Raw genomic sequence first — 22,596 nt, 5'->3', positions numbered from 1 at the left:
TGGCTGCTCAATCATGAACAGATGCCTGCTTCAGCCCGAGGCAAAAGATAAAATAAAAGCTTCTCTTCCGCAAGACGGGAGAGAAGCTGCTAAGATCTTATTGCGCGGCACCTTGCAGGATCCGCTTGATGTAAGAACGGCGTGCAGCCAGATAATATACGGTCTGCATCACCACGAAAATCAGGAGCACAACAGCTGCATAAGACCAGATATCGGATACCAGGATATTTCCCAGCGCCTTCATCGCAAATACCGTATGGAGTATCCCTACCAACATCGGAAGAAAGAAAATGATACCGACCTGCTTGGATATCGTCCGCTTCATTTCCTCATCCGACATTCCAATCCGGTTAAGCGCGCGGAACTGTTCCTGATCCTCTTCAATTTCGGTAAACAGCTTGAAATAGATCATGCTGCCTGAAGCGATAAAGAACAGGAAGGAGATGAAAATACCGATGAACAGAGTAAGAGACATTAATTGTTTGGTTTCCTGATATTGTTCGACCCGGGCGGTGAAGTTGAATTCCTTCGATTCCGGCACCAAAGCTTTCAGTTTTTTGACCGCTCCCAAAGACGATTCCCAGTTTTTTAACTCATAGCCGTAAATAACACTTTTCTCCTCGTCCGGTGTCTCACTCATGAGCTTCTTATGGGCATCTTTATCCATGACAAGTAAATTTGAAATTTCATACTGGGCGGGATAAGGCGAACCGTTCAGCTGCTGCCTCACCACAAACGACTCTGTCTTGCCCTTAAGTCTTGCTTGGATTTGCTCGTCTTCCTTAAAGATTTTATCGTTATTTTCCTTGTAGGGAAATACATAGGCAGCGTTCCCGGGATCTACGGACAGTTCCTGTTTATTCATCCGCTTTGCTTGCACGTTGTAATCCTCTTCGGACACCAGGAATAAGGTGTCTTCCACAACCTTGCCGAACCTGAGTACATCCGTTGTTACGGGTATACCGGCCAGCCGTATCTCGTACTCGATTTCTTGATTCTCCTGCTTCAGCGTGCGCTTCAAGATTTCGGGATCAATCACGCGGTGGCTGTTCAAGCCTACTTCGGTAAACGTAATCGATTGAGGGTAGTGCTCCAAGATCTGATTACGGGTATCCTTAAGAAACACATACACCGTTCCTGAAGCAGACAGAACCACCGCAGAGAGAATCGAGACCATGAACAGCAGTCTTGCGTTATCCTTCAGTTTGAAGACGAGCTGAGCGACAGTGAGCAGATTCGTCTGTTTGTAATAGAAGCTTTTGTTTTTCTGAAGCCGCCCCAAGATGAACACACTTCCTTGTGTATACAAGAAATACGTCCCTAATACGGTCAAGAATACGACTGGCATGAAGTATACGATAAAGCTTCTTATCGTAACCTGGTAAGCCATATAATAGGCTGCCCCCAGACAGCAGAAGGCCAGAAGAGCAAGCCAGATCGAGTAAACCGGCGGTTTCTTGGGCTGTTTCGATGCTTTCAGCAGATCAATAATTTGGGACCTTCCTACCTTTACTAGCGTCAGCAGCGTAATGCTCAGAAAGAGCAGGAAAAAACCGGCTGCCGTAAACAGCAGGGCGGGAAGCGGAATGACGAATGCGATAGGCGAATCCACTTTAAGCAGCTGGGTCAGTCCCATGAAGAATAGTTTGCTGAACAAAGCTCCAATCCCGATACCTGCCGAAATAGCCAGAATAGAGATAATCACATTCTCATACAGCACCATCCAGCGGATCTGGCCTTTGGTCATACCGAACAACGTCAGCAGGCCGAACTCCTTTTTGCGTGATTTAAAAAAAGCGGACATCGAATACAAAATAAAGAAAAACGAGAAGATCATAATCACATAATCGCAGACGATCATAATCTCCCGGATCTGGGAGGCACCCGGCATCTTCCCGTTTATCACATCCGGGTGAAAGATAAAGGACGAATACATATAGAAGATCATGACGGAGAATACACTGCTCCAGAAAAAGGCCCCGTACTGATGCCAGTTGCCCCGGATATTCTTAAGAGCGAGTTGTCGAAAATTCATCGAAATTCCCTCCAAGAACACTCAAAGAATCGAGGATTTGCTGGAAAAAAGCTTGCCGGTTAGCACCTCTGCGGAGCTCTGAGAAGAACTTCCCGTCTTTAATGAATACGATTCGCTTGCAATAGCTCGCCGCAAAAGGATCATGAGTAACCATCATAATCGTTGCATTCAGCTGTTCATTCAGCTCTTTGAGCGATTCCATCACATCTTTGGCTGCTTTGGAATCCAGATTGCCCGTCAGCTCATCGGCCAGAAGGATCGACGGCTTGTGAATAATCGCACGGGCAATAGCGGCCCGCTGCTTCTGCCCGCCGGATATTTCGTACGTCCGTTTATCGAGAATACGGGTAATACCCAGCAGCTCCGCGCAAGGCAGCAGCCTTTTCTCAATCTCAGCTGCCGGAATTTTATCCAGTGCCAGAGGCAGGATGATGTTCTCGCGTACGGATAAAGTGTCCAGCAGATTGAAGTCCTGGAAGATAAATCCCAATTCTCTGCGGCGGAACAAGGCAAGCTGCTTGCCGGACAACGCTGCGGGATTCGTCCCGTTGATCTCGACATGTCCGCTTGTCGGCTTATCAATCGTCGCCAGTATATTGAGCAGAGTTGTTTTTCCGCTGCCGGACGGACCCATAATACCCACGAACTCGCCTTCTTTTATTTCCAGACGGACATCCTCAAGCGCTTTATACGTTAAGTTGCTCTTCGTTCCGTAAATTTTTGTAACCTGTTCGGCTTTCAAAACCGTCATATTGCTTTCCTCCATCCATGTTGTGGCTATGTATTCAGTATAGGCCACAGCAGTGGAGTTACCCATCGAATTACCTTTCAGTTAAGGCCGTGAACCTTACATTTGTGTCACCTTTCTTACCGGGTGTCCGTGAATTGATGAATACCTTCACTCTGAAACATGAGATGGACGGTAGTTCCCTCCCCCGGGACCGATTCAATACGAATACGGTGGCCTAGCTTGGATACAACCTGTCTGGCTAGATACAGGCCCATTCCCGTGGATTCCGTAACGACCCCTCTCCCGTTCTCCCCTGTGAAGAACGCATCGAAGACCCGCGGCAAATCTTCCTCCGCGATTCCCACTCCCTTGTCCTGAATGGACAATGCCGCGCCGTGCGCGAGCTGCTCGATCCGGATGGTAAGGGGCTTCGCTCCAGGCTGTTTGCGGGAATATTTGATGGCATTACTGACAACTTGATGAAGGACAAAAGCCAGCCACTTCTCATCTGTTTCGACTTCAACAGACTCGGAATCCGCTTCAATCTTCGGGAAAATGGAAGCCCGGATGCACGCTTTCTTATGCTCGTTGATCACCCGGCGAACCACTGTCGTAAGATCGACCCGGCGGGGATGAAGATCAAGCTCGAATTTCTCGAGTCTGGCGGTGTAGAGCATCATTTGAAGCCCGTAAGCGATTTTCTCATTCTCTTCCTGAATACTTGCGATGGCGTCCAGCAGCTCCGGAATACTATCCGGGTCCGATTTACCGGCAGACTGCTGAGCGAGCAGATCTATGACGGAGACCGGAGTCTTTAATTGATGGACCCATTGATTGGTAAAATGCAAATGCTGCTCCTGGGCGGCTTTGTAACTTGCCAGCGTGTTCATATAGTCTCTCTGCTGCAATCGCAGCACTTCCGACACGGCCTGCTGTTCCCGGGTAACACCCGTATGAATAGCCGATGAATGGTCTATACCGGAGGCTCCCTCCGCCAGGCGCCGGTTCAGAGCCTCGGCATACTGGCGCTGCCTGATGTAATCATAGGCCAGTGTGCCGGTCAATACGCCGGCTGCAAGCAGGAGCAAATAGAACAGGCTGCTTGATTTAATCCGCAGCCCCGATTCCAGGAGATCCAGCCAGATGACGAGCAGCATCAGTGCCGTGGATAGCAGGAATGCGCCGATGTACAGCAGCCGGTCGAGCAGGAAGCTCCTCCATGTCCACGCATGGTCATTCATGAACAGGACTCCCCCACTTGGTACTCAAACGGTAACCCTGTCCGCGGACCGTCTCAATAACACCGGGCAGACCCAGCTCCTCCAGCTTTCGGCGGACGCGCGTTACGTTCACGGTAAGCGTATTGTCATCGACGAAATCAACATCGTCCCAGAGCGCTTCGAGCAGCTCTTCCCGGCTTACAATACTTCCGGGCCTCGATGCCAGACAGTCCAGCAGCAAAGCTTCGTTCTTGGTCAATTCTACACGCTTATCGGTATACACCAGACTATTTTTACTCCGGTCCAGCCGTAGTCCGCCTAGCTCCCATTCATCTCGCGCGGACGGTGCTTGCGCATACTCCCCGTATGCGCGGCGCAGAGCTCCCTTGATCTTGGCCAATACCACATCCAGATGAAACGGCTTCGTCAAATAATCATCTCCGCCATTTTCAATCGCCATGACCTGATCCATATCCCCCGTACGCGCCGACAAAAAAATAATCGGAACATTCGAGCACGTCCGGATTTGTCTGCACCAGTAGAAGCCATCGAAACGAGGCAAATTGATGTCAAGCAGAATCAGATCCGGCTTCCACTGCATTCCTTCGTTCTTGATATCGTGGAACCGCTGCGCACGGCCCACCTCGTATCCGTATTTTATCAATGTTTCTTTTAAAATGCCCGCGATTTTGTCATCATCCTCGACAATAAAAATACGGTACATAATTCAGCCTCCTAGCAAAGAAGCATCCGCCAGCAAAATGCCGCAGATGCTTCGTAAATCGTACAAAACTAATTTAGGATTGGCTTGCCCAGGCAACTTCGCCCTCAAGCTGACCGTTTACAGGCCACCATTTGAATCCGTCTGCCGCAAGCAGTTCATTGGCTTGAGCGGGACCCCAGGATCCGGCAGGGTAGTGAGCAAGATCGTCCCCGCTTACTTTCCAGGCTGCCGCAATTTGATCCACGAACTGCCACGCATGGGCGACTTCATCCCAGCGGGTGAAATACGTGGAATCTCCGCGCAGCGCATCGAAGAGCAGTCGCTCGTACGCTTCCGGCGTATTCAGGCCGACCTGGCAGCTCTGACAGAAATCCATCGCGATAGGAATGATGACCCCTTCGGAGCCAGGCTGCTTCGCATTCATCTTCAGGTAGATCCCTTCCATCGGGTTAACCCGGAACACAAGCAGGTTCGGCTGCAGCTTGTGTTTGTTAGACAAGTACACATTGTCCGGCACGTTCTTGAACTCCACGACCACTTCCGTGGATTTCACCGGCAGGCGTTTGCCTGTACGAATGTAGAAGGGTACGCCTGCCCAGCGGAAGTTGTCCACATAGACACGGGCAGCCAGGTAGGTCTCCGTGTTCGATTCAGGATTCACCTTATCTTCGCTGCGGTAGGCAGGAAGCTCTTTGCCCTTGTGGCTGCCCGCACTGTACTGCCCGCGGACCACGTTGCGCTGCACGTCTTCTGCATTCTCCAAAGGACGCAGCGAGCGCAGAACTTTTACCTTCTCATCACGGATGTCCTCCGGGTGAAGACGGCTTGGCGGCTCCATTGCCATCATTGCAAGCATCTGTAGCATGTGATTCTGGGCCATGTCACGTAAAGCACCGGAATGATCGTAATATCCGCCGCGGTCTTCGACTCCGACCGTTTCGCCTAACGTAATCTGGATGTTGGCTATGTATTTATTGTTCCACAGCGGTTCGAAGAATGCGTTCGCGAAACGGACGATCTCAATGTTCTGAACCATTTCTTTGCCGAGATAGTGGTCAATCCGGTAAATATCCTTCTCTTCGAACACTTGACGAAGCTGCTGGTTAAGTTCTCCTGCGGATTCCAGATCATAACCGAACGGCTTCTCGATCACAAGACGGTGCCAGCCGGTTGTTTCAAGCAGGCCGCCTTCGCGCAAATTGTACGACACGTTACCGAACAGTTCGGGAGCAAGCGCCAGATAGAACAGACGGTTTCCACCGGTTTGGAACTTGCTGTCCAGCTCGTTGGTTAGTGTGTTCAGTTCCCGGAACCCGTCCACATTATTGATATCGAGCGGCAAATATTCGAAATGTTCGGCAAACTTAGCCCAGTCCTCGTTGTCTTCTACATTATAGCGGGCGAATTCGTTGATCGAATGCCGCACATCTTCACGAAATTGTTCATTTGTCCGTGGACGTCGAGCAAGTCCGATCACAGCAAAGTTTTCTTTCAGCTTGCCCTCGCGATACAAACTGTAAAACGCAGGGAAAAGCTTTCTCTTTGCCAAGTCTCCTGTAGCTCCGAAAATCAGAAAAACAGCACCATTCATTGTCGCATCATTCTTTCTCTGAGGTTTTAGATTAGCATAAGCATACCGAAATTGCCTTTGGGATTCAACTATTTTTCCATAACCGGGCATATGTCCAGTCATTATGTGCCTTTATGCCATAGCCTATAGCAGAAAAGTTTCCTTGGAGGTGCATGACCGTGCAGCGGATTTTCCCTGTTAACGAGCAGCAGTTAAAACCCTATATTGGCCATCCTGTTCTAGTCTATCTTAGAGACGGAGGCGAAATTTTTGGAATGTTCACCAGAATGAAGGACGGCAATCTTTTTTTAAATGAAGATCCTTCTCAGTATGTCCCTGCTGCAAGTAAAAACAAGAATTTAAAAATTGCAGGCAAAACCGCCAAAGCCAAATTAAAACAAAACGCATCCGAAATCGTCCAGGAGCAAAAAACAAGCGCAGCAGCCGGAACCTATACCGGTTATGCCCCGCTCATTCTTAGCCAGGATATGATATTCGCTTTGTTCATACTTCCTTAACCATTCAGGCGGTTAATCATTCATTACCTTAACTGACCAGGGCGAATCGTCCTGGTTTATTTATTATATCAACCTGCAAGGCTTAAGAAACCTTCCTGCGATTACAGCTTTTTCTGCATCAGTTGAACGCCCAGTTTCGGCAGATAACGGGTTGTCTCATATCCTTTATTCTGATAAAAAGAAATGGCTTTCTGATTCACACGATCCACATACAACGAAGAAAGCCTGCATTTCTTGCTGCGGCCATACTTCTCCGCCCGTTCCATCAATAATGTACCCAGTCCTCTGCCATGGAACTTGCTGTCAACGGCGAGCATATCCACAAACAGGTGGGTACCCGACACCTGCACACTAACAAAACCGGCAACAGCTTGAGCTCCGGACTCGGCAACATATGTTTTCCCTAGAGCAAACCGTTTCTGTAAATCCGGGAGCTTCACTTCCGCCTCAGGCGTCGTCAGACGGGTGAAAGGAAGAAGCTCACTTTGAGTGAGACGGACAATCGCGGCATCGTCTTTACTTGAATTTCGATTTCGAATCATGAAGCATCGCCTCCACCTCATGCAGATACTGCATGTTATGCGGCTTCGGCAGGTTTGCTCCGAAAATGAGTATTTAGAGGAGTTTACTTCCTATACTTTTTAGAAATAGCCCATGTAAATAATAAACTAATCACAAGAAATGCAACGATAATACCTATCTTCATGTCTGCAGTACTCCTCCGGTCCCTGACAACCCATATTCCTGAATGTATTCCTTCATTGTAAGTCGCGGCTGTAGACCACGTCAAACCAGTGGTTTCTTCCTAATAAATCTTTCTCATTTTGCTGTTCTTCGCTTTCAAATATTCAGAATCGTGGTAATATGAGTGATAACTGGATTGTAACTATATGGAAGCTGTTATGAGAATACATATAATTTCTAGGCTAAAAGGAGGTTAACTTCATGTTTGTAGTGACTCCGCAATACGTCAACGATACGTACCGAAGTCATTCCAGTTTGTTCCGGATCCAGGCCATAAGGCGAATGAACGCTATGGCGCCGACAGGACGCAGAGAAGCTTTTGCCGAAACGCTCTTTCCCCAAACCAAGAATCCGGGCAGGTCAGGCGCTCCAACTGAAGAAGCCGAACGCAGCCGTACCCGCTCGTCCCAGCTATCGCAGGCAAACAGCGCCTCCGGCTTTATGGATTCAGGTGCTCCTGCCCTGCTCCGCAGGCTGGGTGAGACGAATGAATGGAAGAGGCCCAGGCAAGCACAGGAAGACGCTCCGGTTGAATCTTCCGAAGGAATGTACCCCGCGGAAGAATTCCGTCCAGACATGCTGCCGCTGAAGTTCGCGCATGCTCTCCGGGCTTACCGCCCTTTCTCAGGGCGTCAATCCTCCCTGGATACCGCCATGTAAATAAAGAAAGTCCGTCCCGCTTCGATCTGGAGCGTGACGGACTTTCTTTATTTAGCTAGTCTTTGACACAGAACGATTCCCGGCTAAAGACAACCAGTTAAGTACTCTTCCCGCTTGGAAGGATTATCTATACAACGGCTTGGTCATTCAGCCAATCCGTGCTTAAATGCATAAATAGCCGCCTGAGTCCGATCCTCGACACCCAGTTTAGCTAAGACGTTCGTAACATGGAATTTAACCGTCTTAATTCCGATAAAGAGATCGTCCGCAACTTCCTGATTGGACTTACCGGTCGCAATAAGACGGAGTACTTCCATCTCGCGCTCAGTCAAGTCTTCATGAGGGGCAGCAGCCGGCTTGGGCTGACGGAACCGGTTCATGAGTTTGGACGCTACTTGTGATTCCAGGATCGACTGTCCTTTGCCCGCAGCTCTGATAGCCTGCGCAATCTCGGTAGCCCGGGATGTTTTGAGCAAGTAACTGAATGCTCCAGCCTCAAGCACCGGATACATTTTCTCATCATCCAAAAAGCTGGTCAGCACAATGACTTTGCAGTCCGGATAGAGCTGAAGCAGCTTTCTAGTCGTTTCGATTCCATCCATCCCCTCCATGACAAGGTCCATCAGGACTACGTCCGGTTTATATTCCTGCGCAAGGCGAATGCCCTCTTCCCCGTTGCTCGCTTCACCGACGACCTCAATCCCGTCCTCGGTTCCGAGTACAGCTGCAAGCCCGATTCGCACCATTTCATGATCGTCTACGAGGAGCACTTTAATTAACGTTTCCATTATTCGTTGTCTCCCTCCATTATAATCGGTACCCGGATTTCGATCCTTGTGCCGCTGCCCGGTGCTGTCACCAGTTGAAGCGACCCGCCGATTTCGTTCACCCGCTCCCGCATCGTCGATATGCCATAGGAAGTCTGTTTCTCCTCATCCAGATCAAATCCGATTCCATTATCGCGGAATAGCAGGCGGAGCCACCCCGCCTTCTGCTGCATCCTCAGTTCCAGCTTGGTTGCCTTAGAATGCCGCAGCGCATTGGACATGGCTTCCTGAACAATCCGGAACAGATGATCCTCAATCCCTTTAGTAAGGGTGATATTTTCATCAACTTCCCACATAATTTCCATCGGAACTTTTGCCTTTAACTCTTCCAGGAGCCGGTTAAGACCTTCGGACAACTGCTTGCCTTCGAGATGAACCGGACGCAAATGGAGCAGCAGCGCTCTCATTTCAGACTGCGCTACCGATGACATTTCTTCTATCAAATGGATTTGGCGCTGGGCGCGCCCAAAATCTTTATCCAGCGTCCGGAGCGCAGCCGTTGCCGTCATTGAAATCGCAAAAAGCTGCTGGCTGACGGCATCGTGAAGCTCGCGGGCCAGGCGCTGTCTTTCCTCGATAATAGCGGACACTCTGGCTTTCTCCGCAAGCTGTGCATTATTGTTGGATAGCCGCTGCAACGACGCAACCTGCTCCTCCCACTTCTTCACGACACGTCCGAGCTGCTCACCCAGACGGCCGATTTCATCTTCGCCAAGCGGAGGCAGTGTAGAACGGGACAAGCTGCCAATTTCAAGAAGCTGCATCGTCTCCATGAGAAGCTCCAGCCGCCGCGTCGTCCGGTTACTGTTCCAATATCCGTAAGCGGCACCGAGCACAATGGCTCCGCCGATTAGCATAGAGCCAATTCTGAGACCCTCTCCCCATGAAGTAATAGGCACGATAAATTTGGCGGAATAAAGCAAATAAATGACGAAAGAAAGCACCGCTAAGCATAGAACGATCGATTCTGCCATGCTCCGCCAGATCATGTTGGTCAATCTTTTTTTGTAGCTTTCCATGGCTTATCTCCCTTCCGCCTAATCTAGCGGTACACTGATTTCATTCTCCTGATGTGAAGTACAGGTCTGATTTACAACAACCTCACATCTACATCCCCTACGATAAAAGAAACGATTAGTTTCACCTGATTTTCTCTTGTGTCATAATTCGGAGATTGCCAGACCAGTTTGTTCATAACTCCCGATTCCTTCTGGGAAGGGGAGCTGACTTGCCCGATCGTAACCGATGACTCAATCGAGACTCCGATTTCCTCCGGGACGATCAGCCTTACATCTCCAATGATTCCCTGGAGTACGAGCGTTGTTTCTTTTTTGTCGAGAATAGCGTAGGAAAAGTCCATATGAACCTCTCCCATGACAAACCAGATACTGCTGTCTTTAAGAACCCATGGTTCTTTGCCGGGACGGATAGTATCGATCAGATGCTGCCGCTGGACAAATTCATCCCCCGGTTGAAATTTCCTCGAACGAATATAAAACACTCCGAGTGAAATGAGAATAATGGCCAGCACCAATGAGAAATCATTGCCAAGCAGAATGACAGCGCCGATGCTCATAATAATGATGCCTTTTTTCTGGGATTCATACTTGACCTTATAGAAACCAAACAGCATGAGCACAAGCGCAATTACGACAAAAATGCCGAACCAGCGCTCTAGAATCAGGAAAATACCCACTGCAATTAACAGCAGTGCTGTATTACGATGGCGATTGTTGTTGTTTGTTTGCTGTTCCATGGGGCACCTCCTACTTCTGCTCTTGCTGGCGTTATAGTTATAACAAAGTTTATATTAAAACTATCCGTTCTGTTTAAGATCCCTAACCTTTAGCTGGCAAGCCAATCCATAGTCTTCAGCCTTTCATAGCATATCATAATCAATAAACCTCTCCAAGATAAGAAATGTATACGTTTATTGTACTCCCCCTTTCCTTAACCGGACACCGTCCCCCGGCGGTATCCCACCTGGACCAAGGTCGGGGCAGATAATCCGTGCGGTAAGGCGACCGCGCCACCTCTTTCTCCCATTAAAGCGCAGCGTATAAATTAAGGAGTGCTTTCCTAAACTAAACCAATCACCAACAGATCCTGCGATATGCGCTATCCCATCTTAATCCCTGTATATATCTTGTCTTCGACCAAAAGAGAGGTGTAGTTCATGATGTTAATTCCATTAAAAATGTACCTTCGATCTGCCGCTCTGCTGCTCTTTGCCGCTTCGTTCTGCTTCCTTGCCCCCTCAGCTGCTCTTGCGGACGGTATTCAAGCATCCCCCGTCCACGCCGTCCCGCCATCTGCCGGAAGTCCTACACAAGAAATCCGCGCCCAACTGTATGATGTGGATGAGCAAAAAGTCGTGCAAACCCTTTTAGTAACGGAAGAGATGCGGTCCGAAGCGCTCAAGTGGATTGGCGGTATCAAAGAAGTCGCCGTCCAGTCCAAAATCGATGCGGTACAGGGTGTCGTCCTCAAGCTTCCGCTTGATCCTCCGCTCGCAGTGAATAACCGCTGGCTGCAGGCCAGCACCAACGAGCTTTTTCTTTTCCTGGATCCGGCCAAATTGAATGAGCCTCTGCTGCTTGTCTTTACAACTCCGGGCAAGCCCTATTTGTTTAAAACTTCCGTACAGATCAAACCTTTTCTTGAACAAGAACGGCTGCTTCGCTATTTGAAGCCCATCCCGTCTTCGGAATCCTGACCTTCTATTCTTCATTTCCAGTCGATGATAAGTGCAACCCTTTTTTTCCGCCATGCGTAATAGCTTCCATAGGGTATATAAACTGGAGAGGTGATTACCATGCGGGAAGACTGGAAAGAGCGATATGAAGAAACCCTGGGCAAGGAAAGCGAATTGGATCATTTGAGCCGCCGGCTCACCAAGGTGATTTCAGAACTGGAACATGCTAGGCGTAACCGGATCGCGGCAGAAGCCATATTTGCAGAGGAAAGCCGCGACGTACAGCAGCTCGAGAATCCTTCCTTTCGCAATATGTGGTACACGATTCTAGGACGCAAAGAACAGAAGCTCGAAGAAGAAGAGGCCGAAGCTCTGCAAGCCCGTGTCCGATTGGAAGAAACCAGTACAGCCGAAGAACAGCTCATTTACGAGAAAGAACAGCTCGATATAGCCATCGCCAATACGAGGTCATGGGAACAAGAGGCTGTGCAGTTATTAAGGGAGAAAGAAGACTGGCTGCGCGAGCAAGACCCGGAGATCCGCAGCGAGCTCAATGATTTGTACGCCCGCCGAAAAACAGTGCTAAACGAATCCAAAGAGCTCGCCGAAGCCGTGACGGCAGGACGAAGAGTGATTGACTCTTTAGCGGAAGCACTGGAGCTCCTCAAGTCCGCCAAAAATTGGGGAACTTACGATATGCTCGGAGGCGGAATGATCGCTACTCATATAAAGCGCAGCCGGGCGGATGAGGCCAAGAATAAGATAGAAGCGGCGCAGTCTAATATGCGTAAGTTCAAACGGGAATTGGAGGATGTCGGGAGGCAGTCGGATATGAACCTGGATTATGGCGGGTTTCTGGGCTTTGCCGATTACTTTATGGACGGGTTTGTTTTCGATTGGATCGTGCAGGGACGCATATCCACTCTACAGGAGAAGGTCGAGCAGACCCTCACCCATTTGAAGCCCTTACTGGCCGAGCTGCAGAAGAACCAGCAAGCCGCTGTCGGAGAAGAAGCGCAGTTGTCCAGGCGTATCAGTTCCCTTATTCATCACGCTTAATAAATCGTAAGACTAGGAAACCATCCGGTTCTAAAACGATCTTGCTTCTGCCGGCCCAAACATTATGTCAAAAGCTCTTTCACCCCCGTGCACCTTCCGGCCGTGTTATCATGGGAACCACACGCGCTCCGAAGCTCGCACGGTACGACAAAAGCCGCACAGACGGGGCAACGCTCCCGTTCTGTGCGGCTTTTGGTACGGAGCCGGACTAGAAAAAGTCCGGCAAATAACACGCTCGGCGCGGCAGTGCCGCCTGCAGCAGCTCCACGGCACTGCCATGGCCCTGCAGGCGGCCGAGCCGGTGCAGCTCCGCGGCGCTCTTACTGCCGAGCAGCAGGACAGTCAGCGTGCGAATATCGCACGCCAGCTCGTCAGCTGCCGCTCCGTCTGCGCTGCCGGGTTCCTCCGCGGTCTTGGTAACGACCGCGGTACCCTCAGGCCCGTTCAGACGCAGCTCGAACGTGCCGTGATTCCAAGGCGCCTGCTCGTCACGTACGTGCAGGCTTAGAGCCGTATCTGCCGGCAGGCACGCATGCCGCAGCTCCAGCTGGTTCAAGAAGCCCTCCACGTCAACGATCCGGGCAGAGAAATAAGCTCCGATCTCCTGCTTGATCCGCGGATCTTCGAGCTCGAATGGGAGATCATCGTCCGGAGGTGCCTGCAGAGTTAATTTGCGGAACATGGAATCATGGTCACTTATAAATTTCCACAGACCGCTTTTCGAATCCTGATCCAGATAGACCAGCTCGTGAATCGTGCATTCATAGTTCTCGATCTGATAATGCAAATACCCGCGAGGCTCGCCAGCCGCATTCAGATAAACGCCAACGTGCCCCTTCTTCTTAAATATGCGGGAGTCCCACCAATCCTGCGTACGTTCGATCGGTCCGTTAAACTGCTTCGCATATGCTTCATAGATCGGGTTAAGGACAGCGGCACTCGGCGTGACCCGGATGATGCTTCCTCCCGCCTGCTGCATTCTCGGCAGCTGACTTGTTTGCAGCTCGTATCTCTTATAAGTCATGGACAATTCCCAGCCAAACTTACGGTAAAACGCGACAGCAAAAGGATGCAGATAAGAGATCGTCTGTCCTCTTTCTTTCATAACCTGCAGGGCTTTCGATAGCAGTTGGCTGACCATTCCCTGGCGGCGGTGCTCCGGCAAGCTGGCCACTCCAGCTACGCCTCCCATTTTAAACGGTTTATCATAAATCCATGTCGTCATATCAAAAATAGTCAGCTTCGCTGCTAATTTGCCGTCAATAAAAAAGCCCCAGGTCTGCTCCGGGTCAGCTTCCGCGAGACGTTCCACAATCTCCTCTTCAGGCAGCACATATTGAAAAGCGTACATCGACAAATTCAAGCTGTCCCGAAGTTCTTCCTGGCGCAGCGTTCTAATTTCAATCATAATTTCCTCCTTATTTTGCGCAAAAGAATTACTCGGCTCATCAGCCTCCAATTTGAGACATCCTGCGAAGAGTGGGTTCGTGTGAGGGTGATTCTCCGGCAAGCGCTTTAGCCATTTCATGGCTTTCAGGCTTGATGGCAAGAGCCTTGAAGAACAGTTCTTTCAACGCATTCTCATCACCCAGATAAGAGCGGACATTATATTCATGAGACCAATAGAGACACGGCTTGATATTACCGTCCGCCGTTAAGCGAAGCCGGTTGCATGAGGCGCAGAAATGATCGCTTACCGGGTGGATCAGACCAAAGGAACCTCTTGCTCCACGTATGCGGTAATTTTGTGAAGGCCCATTTCCCGTGAGATTCCCGGCCGCTTCATATGCCCAGCCCTTATGCTTGCACCTTTCCAGCACACGAGAAAGCGGGACATAACGCTCTTTCCAGCTCACATCTTGATGACCGATCGGCATATATTCGATAAACCGCACCTGGATGTCCTTCTCGATTGTCATTTGCAGAAAATCGTCAATCTCATCCTCATTAAGCCCCTTCATCAGGACTACATTCAGCTTAACGGGCTCAAGTCCAATCTTGTACGCGGCATCTAGGCTCGCCAGAACCCGCTTTAAGTCCCCGCCTCGGGTAATCGTTCTGAAGCGGTCCTCCCGTAAAGAGTCCAGGCTAATATTCAAGCGGGTTAATCCCGCTTTCTTGAACTTCTCCGCGTGCGGAGCAAAAAAAATACCATTCGTGGTAAGTCCAATATCTTGAATGCCCGGTATGGCGGCCAGATCAGCTATAAGAAGATGTAAGTTTTTACGGACTAACGGTTCTCCCCCCGTAATTCTCAGTTTGCACACCCCGAGCCCGGCAAGAACGCGCACCACTTCGGTAATTTCATCAAAACGGAGCAGACGGTCATCCGGTTCAAATGCTAACCCTTCTTCCGGCATACAGTAGACGCAGCGTAAATTGCACCGGTCCGTTACTGAAATCCGTAAATAGTCGTGCAGCCTTCCGAACCTGTCTTCCAGCTTAGCAGGAAAGTTCATCATCCCTGCCCCCTGTCGGCATCTGCACTTAAGGTCTGATCCGCCACTGCCAGTTTTTTCTCAAATGAGCCTCGCCAACTCTCGGCTAGAGCCTCATTCGACAGAATGGTCCGATAACCTTCAAGGTTATCTGTTTTGCCGTATTTACATACGTTAACAAAATCAACCGAGAGTCCTAGAGGATGACGCTGAACGAGAGTAAATGCCGGTTGTACCGTTATCCATCCTTCTCTGAGAACGCGCAGATAGAACCCTGTATAGCCTGTTTCCTGCACTATCAACGGGAGCTTGGGATTGTCATGCAAGTAGCCCAATTTGAAGCAGGGGCGTCTGGGTTGAGAGACCTGCACAAGGGCCTCCCCCAGTTCATAGATGTCCCCTATGCAGGTATCCTTTTCAGTGAGCCCTTCAACGCTTATATTTTCACCGAATGCCCCGAATGAAAGAGGACCAAGAAGCTCCTCCCAGTAGGGATAATGATCGGTGCTGTAGACACAAAGTGCTTTGTCCGGACCGCCATGAACGGCAAGATCGGCTTGTCCATCGCCGTCCAATTGAACTTTTGACAAGTACAGCGGGATGCTGACCGGATTTTTGTAAATACCTGTTTCCAGATGTTTATCGCGATATGGAACTGTCTTCGGTTTCCCGACATTTACAGAAACAATTTTGGGTGACATGGGACCTCTCCTCCCTACTCTTTTAACCAATATAGCAAAAAAAGATGGAGAAGTCGCATGAAGGCAAAAAAAAGAATCCCCTTGCAGAATGTTCTTCTGTACGAGAATTACTTAGCCGCCTAATTTAATTTTCCGGTACGTATCTATGAAAGACAAAACGTCTACCCGCTTCCCTTGCTTCTTAGCCACACTGGCCATGGATAGCAGCGTTGTCCAAAATTCATTTAGAACCTGAGCTTCTTCGGTCATCTCTTCTCTATTTCTACGGGGAAGTTCGCCCCTGTTATCATTGGAAATCAACATCTGAACCTGCTTGCGCTTCCATTCATCCCCTTTAACGTATGACACGCCAATCTCTCGCAGCTTCTTCCGCACGGAAGTAACTGGTCTGGATAATTCCTTGGCAATAACCGACGGCGGACAATCTTTTGACAGCGTACAAAGTCTGTCCATTTCCTGGGTCGACCAAGATTTTTTAGCCATGTACAACAACTCCGTTTCTTTATTTATTTAAGACCCGGCTTTATCTAAACTTAATGTTTACAAGATTAGGATAGCAAACAATTGTTAAAGAAGTTTTAGGAAAATGTAATACTACCCCCAAAAAGAAATAATGTTCTTCGAATTACCTCATTTTCTTTTAAATTCTCAATTTTAAACCTGACATCTCCTTTTTTTAATTAGAAAATAAGCTTGTTTACTTTATCCCCCTAAAACTAGTTATCCGTTTGGATTAATATGATTTAAAAGAATATAAAAAAAGAAGCATTCGCTGCGGCGAATACTTCTCTGCTGTTTTTAACAAAAATACCACTCTGCATCCTATGTTCCATAGAGCTTCAGTGACCTTCATATACCCAAAACCCACATGTTCATTTGAACCTTATAGGAGGCTCCGTCACTTCCCTGCTCTTACACGCCTAAAGTATGGCCCACAGGTTTTCCGTCTTGAAGTTTCTTCTCCGTAACCAGCTTGTTCGTCAGAGACCCCAATTGCTCAATCTCAACCGTTACCTGGTCTCCATCCTTCAAATAAACTCGGCTTTCACGCGGGTATCCCACTATAACTCCTTCCGGGGTTCCAGTAAGAATCACATCCCCCGGCATCAACGTCATATGGTGAGAAATATAGCTGACTAATTCCTCTACGTTAAAAATCATATCCGATGTATTGGAATCCTGGCGCACTTCGCCATTTACAAGAGAGCGGATTTTGAGACGATTCGGGTCGCCCACTTCTCCGGGAGTTACCAGATACGGCCCCAGAGGTGCAAAACCGTCACAAGATTTACCGATCATCCATTGGTTTGTTCTTCTTTGCAAATCCCTTGCAGACAAATCATTCGCACACGTATATCCGAAGATATAAGAGGATACCTCTTCCTTACGGACATCTTTCGCCTTTTTACCGATAACGATAGCTAGCTCGGCTTCATAATCGATCTCTTTAGCCACTTCCGGCAGAGGCACATCACAATTATGACCCGTCAACGCATTCTTAAATTTGTTGAATAGTATCGGATGTTCCGGCACTGCAGCTTTGGTCTCCTCCGCGTGCTTCTGATAATTCAGTCCTACACAGATAATTTTATCCGGATTGGGTACGCTGGAACAGAACATCAGTGAGGACTCTTCCAATAAATAAGGCTCATTAGCTGAAGACTCAGGAAGAGCATCAACCAGTTTTTGAAGTGCCTCCACTGCCTCTTCTCCGCCTTCTATTAAAGCATGAGTATGTGTGGGAACTGATCCATCGTCACAATCCGGCAGGTTTTTAACAGCTTCCGCAACATCCAGCACTCCCTGTTTAAGTTTAATCCCCAAACGTGGTCCTTCTTCGCCCATAAACGTTACAAATTTCATGCATAACCCCTCCTATATTACTGGCACTATGTTGATCCAGGAAAGTATCTGTTCTTATGTTCTTAATCTAATTTTACAAACTACTTATATATCTGAACAAGTGCGCATTAATAATTAATTCCAATTTCGAACAGTTAATTCTTTCAGCAAATTAAATAACTTTGGTGCCTTCCCTGATTATCAACTTACATTCCTTGCAACTTATTGTACCTATTCACAGTTCATTGTCGCTTTTTCACCTTAACTTCTTATATCCACATCTTCTTATTTACCCACGCACAAAACTCGACAAACATTCCTGTTTTTTTTGGTCTGTCTATTCTGCCTAATAACCTAAAGCTTCAACAAACATAATAACTTAAGACTTCGATCAAAACCTAAAATGAGAGGATTCAACTTTTAAATTCATGGGTATAAGTGTAAGAATCCCTTTTATACGTTTTTTTGCGGACTTCCGTATAGATTCTACAGATAATGATAAACAATTTCCGAGGAAATAATTTAAAGGCAGAGAGCCTGTCGAAGCCTGCAGCACCTTTATCAATAATGAAAAGTTACTACAGTTCTATAGTCTACAGAATGGCTGGTTAGCTATATACATTAATTTTCCTGACATGTTCGACACGATTTTATGAAATAAAATTCAGTCAATCATAAGAAGGCTTATATAAAATAAATATGGCTGCACTAAAAGGAGAGAATATTGATGTTTACAACAATTCACGGGCTACAAACCTACTATGAGGAACAAGGCTCCGGGCCTGCTCTACTCCTCTTACACGGATTCCCTTTAGATCACCGGATGTGGCAGGACCAAATTGATTATTTTAAAAACACCCATCGTGTAATCGCCCCTGACCTTAGAGGCTTTGGACAATCAGATCCACATAAGGATTTGATTACCTTGGATCATTTGGCAGACGAATTATTACTTTTACTAGACCAACTTCAAGTTGAAAAAGCCGTACTAGCCGGATTTTCAATGGGTGGCTATGTGGCATTCAGTTTAATGCGTAAAGCCCCGCAACGCTTTGCAGGACTGGTTCTGGCTAATACAAGACCTGATGCCGATCCTCTTGAAGGGCAAATTAACCGTATGAAAATGGCGGCTTCTCTACTTGAGAAAGGAACGAATGCTGCTGCTGACGCTATGATTCCCAAACTTTTAACAGAGGACACTCGGGCAAGCCGTCCGTCACTCGCAGAGGAACTCAACCAACAAATCCTCGACATGGATGCTTTAGGTCTCGTTCATGCCACACTCGCTATGGCATTCAGAAAAGATTCCACCGAATTATTAGCTGATATTGAGGTTCCTACATTAGTTATCGCAGGTCAAAAAGATACCATCACAACTCCTGAGCTCATGCGTGCAATGGCCTCACAACTTCCACAAGCGGAGTATATTCAAATTGAAGGAGCCGCACACCTGACAACACGTGAAAATTCCCAAGCATTTAACCAACATCTAGAGCAGTTTCTTAATCGCATTTCTTTATAAAAGTCTCATGATATAACTGCCCAGCATATGACTAACCATAAATGCAAAGGAGCCTATAATTCCACTTCAAAAGTGTATTATAGGCTCTTTTGAGTATCTCCTTATCTGATACCTCATTTAAGTTCCCATCTGCAATTACTTACAAAATCGTCTCACATCGGTTTTCATATAAAAGGGAAAAACCCGATGTTATCTATTGATAACATCGGGTTTTTAATTATGCCGGTGAAGGGACTTGAACCCCCACTCCCTTGCGAGAAACGGATTTTGAGTCCGTCGCGTCTGCCATTCCGCCACACCGGCAGGTGTATATGGCGTGCCCTAAGAGATTCGAACTCCTGGCCTTTTGATTCGTAGTCAAACGCTCTATCCAGCTGAGCTAAGGGCACAAACTGTTAAATCACTTTTGGTGCCGAAGACCAGACTTGAACTGGTACGGTAGTCACCTACCGCAGGATTTTAAGTCCTGTGCGTCTGCCGATTCCGCCACTCCGGCAAGAAGAATAGTGGAGGCGCCACCCAGACTCGAACTGGGGGTAAAGCTTTTGCAGAGCTCTGCCTTACCACTTGGCTATGGCGCCTTAAGAAATATGGAGCGGAAGACGGGAATCGAACCCGCGACCCTCGCCTTGGCAAGGCGATGCTCTACCGCTGAGCCACTTCCGCATAATGTACTGGGGGTATAGGATTTGAACCTATGCATGACGGAGTCAAAGTCCGTTGCCTTACCGCTTGGCTAACCCCCAACATCAGTTGTTTAACTAGCTAGTAAGAAATGGGGCGGACGAGGGGAATTGAACCCCCGAATGTCGGATCCACAAACCGATGCGTTAACCACTTCGCCACGACCGCCATACAGTATTTAATTGGCAGGGGCAGCAGGAATTGAACCCACACTAACGGTTTTGGAGACCGCTGTTCTACCTTTAAACTATGCCCCTAAAACTGGTGGAGGCTGATGGATTCGAACCACCGAACTCGTCAGAGAACAGATTTACAGTCTGCTGCGTTTGGCCACTTCGCTAAGCCTCCATGAAACTGGTGCCGTCGAGAGGACTTGAACCCCCAACCTACTGATTACAAGTCAGTTGCTCTACCAATTGAGCTACAACGGCATATGAAATTCATAAATGGTGGCTCGGGACGGAATCGAACCGCCGACACGAGGATTTTCAGTCCTCTGCTCTACCGACTGAGCTACCGAGCCTTATTATATGTTGACCGACCATTTATATACTTGGTTTTGTAAAAAATGGCGGAGCTGACGGGATTCGAACCCGCGGTCTCCTGCGTGACAGGCAGGCATGTTAGGCCTCTACACCACAGCTCCAGGTAATTAATTGCGGGGGCAGGATTTGAACCTGCGGCCTTCGGGTTATGAGCCCGACGAGCTACCGGGCTGCTCCACCCCGCGTCAGTTAAAACTTATATGGTGGACGCTGACGGGATCGAACCGCCGACCCTCTGCTTGTAAGGCAGATGCTCTCCCAGCTGAGCTAAGCGTCCATAGATTTACATTATAATCATAAACCTTAAACTTGTCAAAGTTTATTTATATGATGACCCGTAGGGGATTCGAACCCCTGTTACCTCCGTGAAAGGGAGGTGTCTTAACCCCTTGACCAACGGGCCATATATAGATGGCGGAGAGAGAGGGATTCGAACCCTCGAGACGATTTCTCGCCTACACGATTTCCAATCGTGCTCCTTCGACCACTCGGACACCTCTCCATATGGCTCCCCGAACAGGACTCGAACCTGTGACAACTCGATTAACAGTCGAGTGCTCTACCAACTGAGCTATCAGGGAATAAAAACTTACCAGGGTTGTACCCTGAAAACTAGCAGCGAAAGATGTACTAAGATCCATCCAAAGATCTTGTGGTGCACGGCCATAGGCCATGCTTCCGATGTTGGCCTCTACTCGCGTAAAGACCTGTAGGTCAAGCCCTCGACCGATTAGTATTGGTCAGCTCCACACATTGCTGTGCTTCCACCTCCAACCTATCTACCTCGTCGTCTTCAAGGGGTCTTACATACTGGGAAATCTCATCTTGAGGGGGGCTTCACGCTTAGATGCTTTCAGCGCTTATCCCTTCCGTACATAGCTACCCAGCTATGCCTCTGGCGAGACAACTGGTACACCAGCGGTACGTCCATCCCGGTCCTCTCGTACTAAGGACAGCTCCTCTCAAATTTCCTGCGCCCGCGACAGATAGGGACCGAACTGTCTCACGACGTTCTGAACCCAGCTCGCGTACCGCTTTAATGGGCGAACAGCCCAACCCTTGGGACCTACTTCAGCCCCAGGATGCGATGAGCCGACATCGAGGTGCCAAACCTCCCCGTCGATGTGGACTCTTGGGGGAGATAAGCCTGTTATCCCCAGGGTAGCTTTTATCCGTTGAGCGATGGCCCTTCCATGCGGTACCACCGGATCACTAAGCCCGACTTTCGTCCCTGCTCGACCTGTATGTCTCGCAGTCAAGCTCCCTTATGCCTTTGCACTCTTCGAATGATTTCCAACCATTCTGAGGGAACCTTTGGGCGCCTCCGTTACTCTTTAGGAGGCGACCGCCCCAGTCAAACTGCCCACCTGACACGGTCCCTCTACCGGTTAGACGGTAGCAGGTTAGAACTCCGATACGATCAGGGTGGTATCCCAACGGCACCTCCACCCAAGCTGGCGCTCAGGCTTCAAAGGCTCCCACCTATCCTGTACAGATCGTACCAAAGTCCAATATCAAGCTGCAGTAAAGCTCCATGGGGTCTTTCCGTCTTGTCGCGGGTAACCTGCATCTTCACAGGTATTAAAATTTCACCGGATCTCTCGTTGAGACAGCGCCCAAGTCGTTACGCCATTCGTGCGGGTCAGAATTTACCTGACAAGGAATTTCGCTACCTTAGGACCGTTATAGTTACGGCCGCCGTTTACTGGGGCTTCGGTTCACAGCTTCGGGTTACCCCTAACCGCTCCCCTTAACCTTCCAGCACCGGGCAGGCGTCAGCCCATATACTTCGCCTTGCGGCTTCGCATAGACCTGTGTTTTTGCTAAACAGTCGCTTGGGCCTTTTCACTGCGGCCCCCTCGTGCTATTCACACTACCGGGGCACCCCTTCTCCCGAAGTTACGGGGTCATTTTGCCGAGTTCCTTAACGAGAGTTCTTCCGCGCGCCTTAGAATTCTCTTCTCGCCCACCTGTGTCGGTTTGCGGTACGGGCACCTTCGCCTGGCTAGAAGCTTTTCTTGGCAGTGTGAGATCAAGACCTTCGCTACTGTAATTTTCGCTCCCCATCACAGCCCAGCCTTA

The 22,596-nt window shown here is 48.8% G+C and carries 19 protein-coding genes, 17 tRNA genes and 1 other annotated feature (1 of these 37 only partly in view); of the genes, 5 read left to right on the top strand and 31 right to left on the bottom strand.

Annotation, left to right across the window (positions count from 1 at the left end; all coding sequences use genetic code 11):
• Positions 1–97: 97 nt before the first annotated feature.
• The 5 genes from AR333_RS03090 to zwf all read right to left on the bottom strand — a co-directional run bounded on the left by AR333_RS03090 (position 98) and on the right by zwf (position 6,300).
• Positions 98–2,035: an ABC transporter permease gene (locus AR333_RS03090; protein ID WP_068773855.1), complete on the bottom strand. Its 1,938-nt coding sequence runs from the start codon at positions 2,033–2,035 to the stop codon at positions 98–100.
• Positions 2,010–2,786 carry an ABC transporter ATP-binding protein gene (locus AR333_RS03085; RefSeq protein WP_068773854.1) on the bottom strand — a complete coding sequence of 259 codons (777 nt, stop codon included), beginning with the start codon at positions 2,784–2,786 and terminating at the stop codon, positions 2,010–2,012. The genes AR333_RS03090 and AR333_RS03085 overlap by 26 nt, the downstream gene beginning before the upstream one ends.
• Positions 2,787–2,902: 116 nt before the next feature.
• Positions 2,903–4,006: a HAMP domain-containing sensor histidine kinase gene (locus AR333_RS03080; RefSeq protein ID WP_068773853.1), complete on the bottom strand. Its 1,104-nt coding sequence runs from the start codon at positions 4,004–4,006 to the stop codon at positions 2,903–2,905.
• Positions 3,999–4,709 (bottom strand): response regulator transcription factor, encoded by a 711-nt coding sequence (locus AR333_RS03075; protein ID WP_068773852.1) that lies wholly within the window; start codon positions 4,707–4,709, stop codon positions 3,999–4,001. Before AR333_RS03075 ends, AR333_RS03080 begins: the two co-directional genes overlap by 8 nt.
• Before the next feature lie 73 nt (positions 4,710–4,782).
• Positions 4,783–6,300: a glucose-6-phosphate dehydrogenase gene (gene zwf / locus AR333_RS03070; protein WP_068773851.1), complete on the bottom strand. Its 1,518-nt coding sequence runs from the start codon at positions 6,298–6,300 to the stop codon at positions 4,783–4,785.
• Between the two features lie 158 nt (positions 6,301–6,458).
• On the opposite strand from zwf, the gene AR333_RS03065 reads away from it, so the two are divergent.
• Positions 6,459–6,797, top strand: a complete 339-nt coding sequence (locus AR333_RS03065; RefSeq protein ID WP_068773850.1) for a hypothetical protein — start codon at positions 6,459–6,461, stop codon at positions 6,795–6,797.
• Positions 6,798–6,898: 101 nt separating this feature from the next.
• On the opposite strand, the gene AR333_RS03060 is transcribed toward AR333_RS03065, so the two are convergent.
• Positions 6,899–7,339, bottom strand: coding sequence for an N-acetyltransferase (locus AR333_RS03060; protein WP_068773849.1), 441 nt, complete (start codon positions 7,337–7,339; stop codon positions 6,899–6,901).
• Between the two features lie 403 nt (positions 7,340–7,742).
• Between AR333_RS03060 and AR333_RS03055 the strand changes: the two genes are divergently transcribed.
• Positions 7,743–8,201, top strand: coding sequence for a hypothetical protein (locus AR333_RS03055; protein WP_068773848.1), 459 nt, complete (start codon positions 7,743–7,745; stop codon positions 8,199–8,201).
• A gap of 143 nt (positions 8,202–8,344) precedes the next feature.
• Here the strand turns inward: AR333_RS03055 and AR333_RS03050 are convergent, their stop codons facing one another.
• From AR333_RS03050 to liaF, 3 genes are all read right to left on the bottom strand, one after another.
• Positions 8,345–8,989: a response regulator transcription factor gene (locus AR333_RS03050; protein ID WP_157338239.1), complete on the bottom strand. Its 645-nt coding sequence runs from the start codon at positions 8,987–8,989 to the stop codon at positions 8,345–8,347.
• Positions 8,989–10,047, bottom strand: coding sequence for a sensor histidine kinase (locus AR333_RS03045; protein ID WP_068773846.1), 1,059 nt, complete (start codon positions 10,045–10,047; stop codon positions 8,989–8,991). The genes AR333_RS03050 and AR333_RS03045 overlap by 1 nt, the downstream gene beginning before the upstream one ends.
• A 71-nt stretch (positions 10,048–10,118) precedes the next feature.
• Positions 10,119–10,784, bottom strand: coding sequence for a cell wall-active antibiotics response protein LiaF (liaF, locus tag AR333_RS03040; RefSeq protein ID WP_068773845.1), 666 nt, complete (start codon positions 10,782–10,784; stop codon positions 10,119–10,121).
• 420 nt (positions 10,785–11,204) lie between these two features.
• On the opposite strand from liaF, the gene AR333_RS03035 reads away from it, so the two are divergent.
• Entirely contained in the window at positions 11,205–11,744 is a 540-nt protein-coding gene (locus AR333_RS03035; RefSeq protein WP_253735700.1) for a hypothetical protein, read from the top strand.
• A gap of 99 nt (positions 11,745–11,843) precedes the next feature.
• On the top strand, positions 11,844–12,782 hold the full coding sequence (locus tag AR333_RS03030) for a hypothetical protein (RefSeq protein ID WP_068773844.1): 939 nt from the start codon (positions 11,844–11,846) through the stop codon (positions 12,780–12,782).
• Positions 12,783–12,990: 208 nt separating this feature from the next.
• Here AR333_RS03030 and eis read toward each other — a convergent pair whose 3' ends face one another.
• The 5 genes from eis to AR333_RS03005 form a co-directional block, all read right to left on the bottom strand.
• On the bottom strand, positions 12,991–14,190 hold the full coding sequence (eis, locus tag AR333_RS03025) for an enhanced intracellular survival protein Eis (protein ID WP_068775099.1): 1,200 nt from the start codon (positions 14,188–14,190) through the stop codon (positions 12,991–12,993).
• A 40-nt stretch (positions 14,191–14,230) separates the two neighbouring features.
• Positions 14,231–15,241, bottom strand: a complete 1,011-nt coding sequence (gene moaA / locus AR333_RS03020) for a GTP 3',8-cyclase MoaA (protein WP_068773843.1) — start codon at positions 15,239–15,241, stop codon at positions 14,231–14,233.
• The gene (locus AR333_RS03015; RefSeq protein WP_068773842.1) at positions 15,241–15,921 is read right to left on the bottom strand and encodes an MOSC domain-containing protein; all 681 of its coding nucleotides are present in this window, start codon (positions 15,919–15,921) and stop codon (positions 15,241–15,243) included. The genes moaA and AR333_RS03015 overlap by 1 nt, the downstream gene beginning before the upstream one ends.
• Positions 15,922–16,032: 111 nt before the next feature.
• Positions 16,033–16,404 (bottom strand): hypothetical protein, encoded by a 372-nt coding sequence (locus AR333_RS03010; RefSeq protein WP_068773841.1) that lies wholly within the window; start codon positions 16,402–16,404, stop codon positions 16,033–16,035.
• Positions 16,405–16,833: 429 nt separating this feature from the next.
• Positions 16,834–17,784, bottom strand: a complete 951-nt coding sequence (locus AR333_RS03005; RefSeq protein ID WP_068773840.1) for a fumarylacetoacetate hydrolase family protein — start codon at positions 17,782–17,784, stop codon at positions 16,834–16,836.
• Positions 17,785–18,490: 706 nt separating this feature from the next.
• Here AR333_RS03005 and AR333_RS03000 point away from each other — a divergent pair.
• Positions 18,491–19,285, top strand: coding sequence for an alpha/beta fold hydrolase (locus AR333_RS03000; RefSeq protein WP_068773839.1), 795 nt, complete (start codon positions 18,491–18,493; stop codon positions 19,283–19,285).
• A 220-nt stretch (positions 19,286–19,505) separates the two neighbouring features.
• Here the strand turns inward: AR333_RS03000 and AR333_RS02995 are convergent.
• From AR333_RS02995 to AR333_RS02915, 17 genes are all read right to left on the bottom strand, one after another.
• Positions 19,506–19,588 (bottom strand) — tRNA-Leu (locus tag AR333_RS02995).
• A gap of 9 nt (positions 19,589–19,597) precedes the next feature.
• A tRNA-Arg gene (locus tag AR333_RS02990) sits at positions 19,598–19,674 on the bottom strand.
• 18 nt (positions 19,675–19,692) lie between these two features.
• Positions 19,693–19,781 (bottom strand) — tRNA-Leu (locus AR333_RS02985).
• An 11-nt stretch (positions 19,782–19,792) separates the two neighbouring features.
• A tRNA-Cys gene (locus tag AR333_RS02980) sits at positions 19,793–19,866 on the bottom strand.
• A 10-nt stretch (positions 19,867–19,876) separates the two neighbouring features.
• Positions 19,877–19,951, bottom strand: a tRNA-Gly gene (locus AR333_RS02975).
• Positions 19,952–19,959: 8 nt separating this feature from the next.
• A tRNA-Gln gene (locus AR333_RS02970) sits at positions 19,960–20,031 on the bottom strand.
• A gap of 30 nt (positions 20,032–20,061) precedes the next feature.
• Positions 20,062–20,137 (bottom strand) — tRNA-His (locus AR333_RS02965).
• A 15-nt stretch (positions 20,138–20,152) separates the two neighbouring features.
• Positions 20,153–20,226 (bottom strand) — tRNA-Trp (locus tag AR333_RS02960).
• A 5-nt stretch (positions 20,227–20,231) separates the two neighbouring features.
• A tRNA-Tyr gene (locus tag AR333_RS02955) sits at positions 20,232–20,317 on the bottom strand.
• A 7-nt stretch (positions 20,318–20,324) separates the two neighbouring features.
• Positions 20,325–20,400: transfer RNA gene (locus tag AR333_RS02950), tRNA-Thr, on the bottom strand.
• Between the two features lie 16 nt (positions 20,401–20,416).
• A tRNA-Phe gene (locus AR333_RS02945) sits at positions 20,417–20,492 on the bottom strand.
• Positions 20,493–20,538: 46 nt separating this feature from the next.
• Positions 20,539–20,615, bottom strand: a tRNA-Asp gene (locus AR333_RS02940).
• A gap of 10 nt (positions 20,616–20,625) precedes the next feature.
• Positions 20,626–20,699 (bottom strand) — tRNA-Met (locus AR333_RS02935).
• A gap of 16 nt (positions 20,700–20,715) precedes the next feature.
• A tRNA-Val gene (locus AR333_RS02930) sits at positions 20,716–20,791 on the bottom strand.
• A gap of 54 nt (positions 20,792–20,845) precedes the next feature.
• Positions 20,846–20,917, bottom strand: a tRNA-Glu gene (locus AR333_RS02925).
• A gap of 9 nt (positions 20,918–20,926) precedes the next feature.
• A tRNA-Ser gene (locus AR333_RS02920) sits at positions 20,927–21,016 on the bottom strand.
• 3 nt (positions 21,017–21,019) lie between these two features.
• A tRNA-Asn gene (locus AR333_RS02915) sits at positions 21,020–21,095 on the bottom strand.
• A 129-nt stretch (positions 21,096–21,224) separates the two neighbouring features.
• Positions 21,225–22,596, bottom strand: a sequence feature (mutual gap in cmsearch alignment for this rRNA model is longer than 100) (it continues 2,573 nt past the right edge of the window).

It is taken from the genome of Paenibacillus sp. FJAT-26967 (assembly GCF_001541095.1).
Taxonomy (GTDB): domain Bacteria; phylum Bacillota; class Bacilli; order Paenibacillales; family NBRC-103111; genus Paenibacillus_F.
This window is presented reverse-complemented; position numbering and strand designations above follow the sequence as displayed.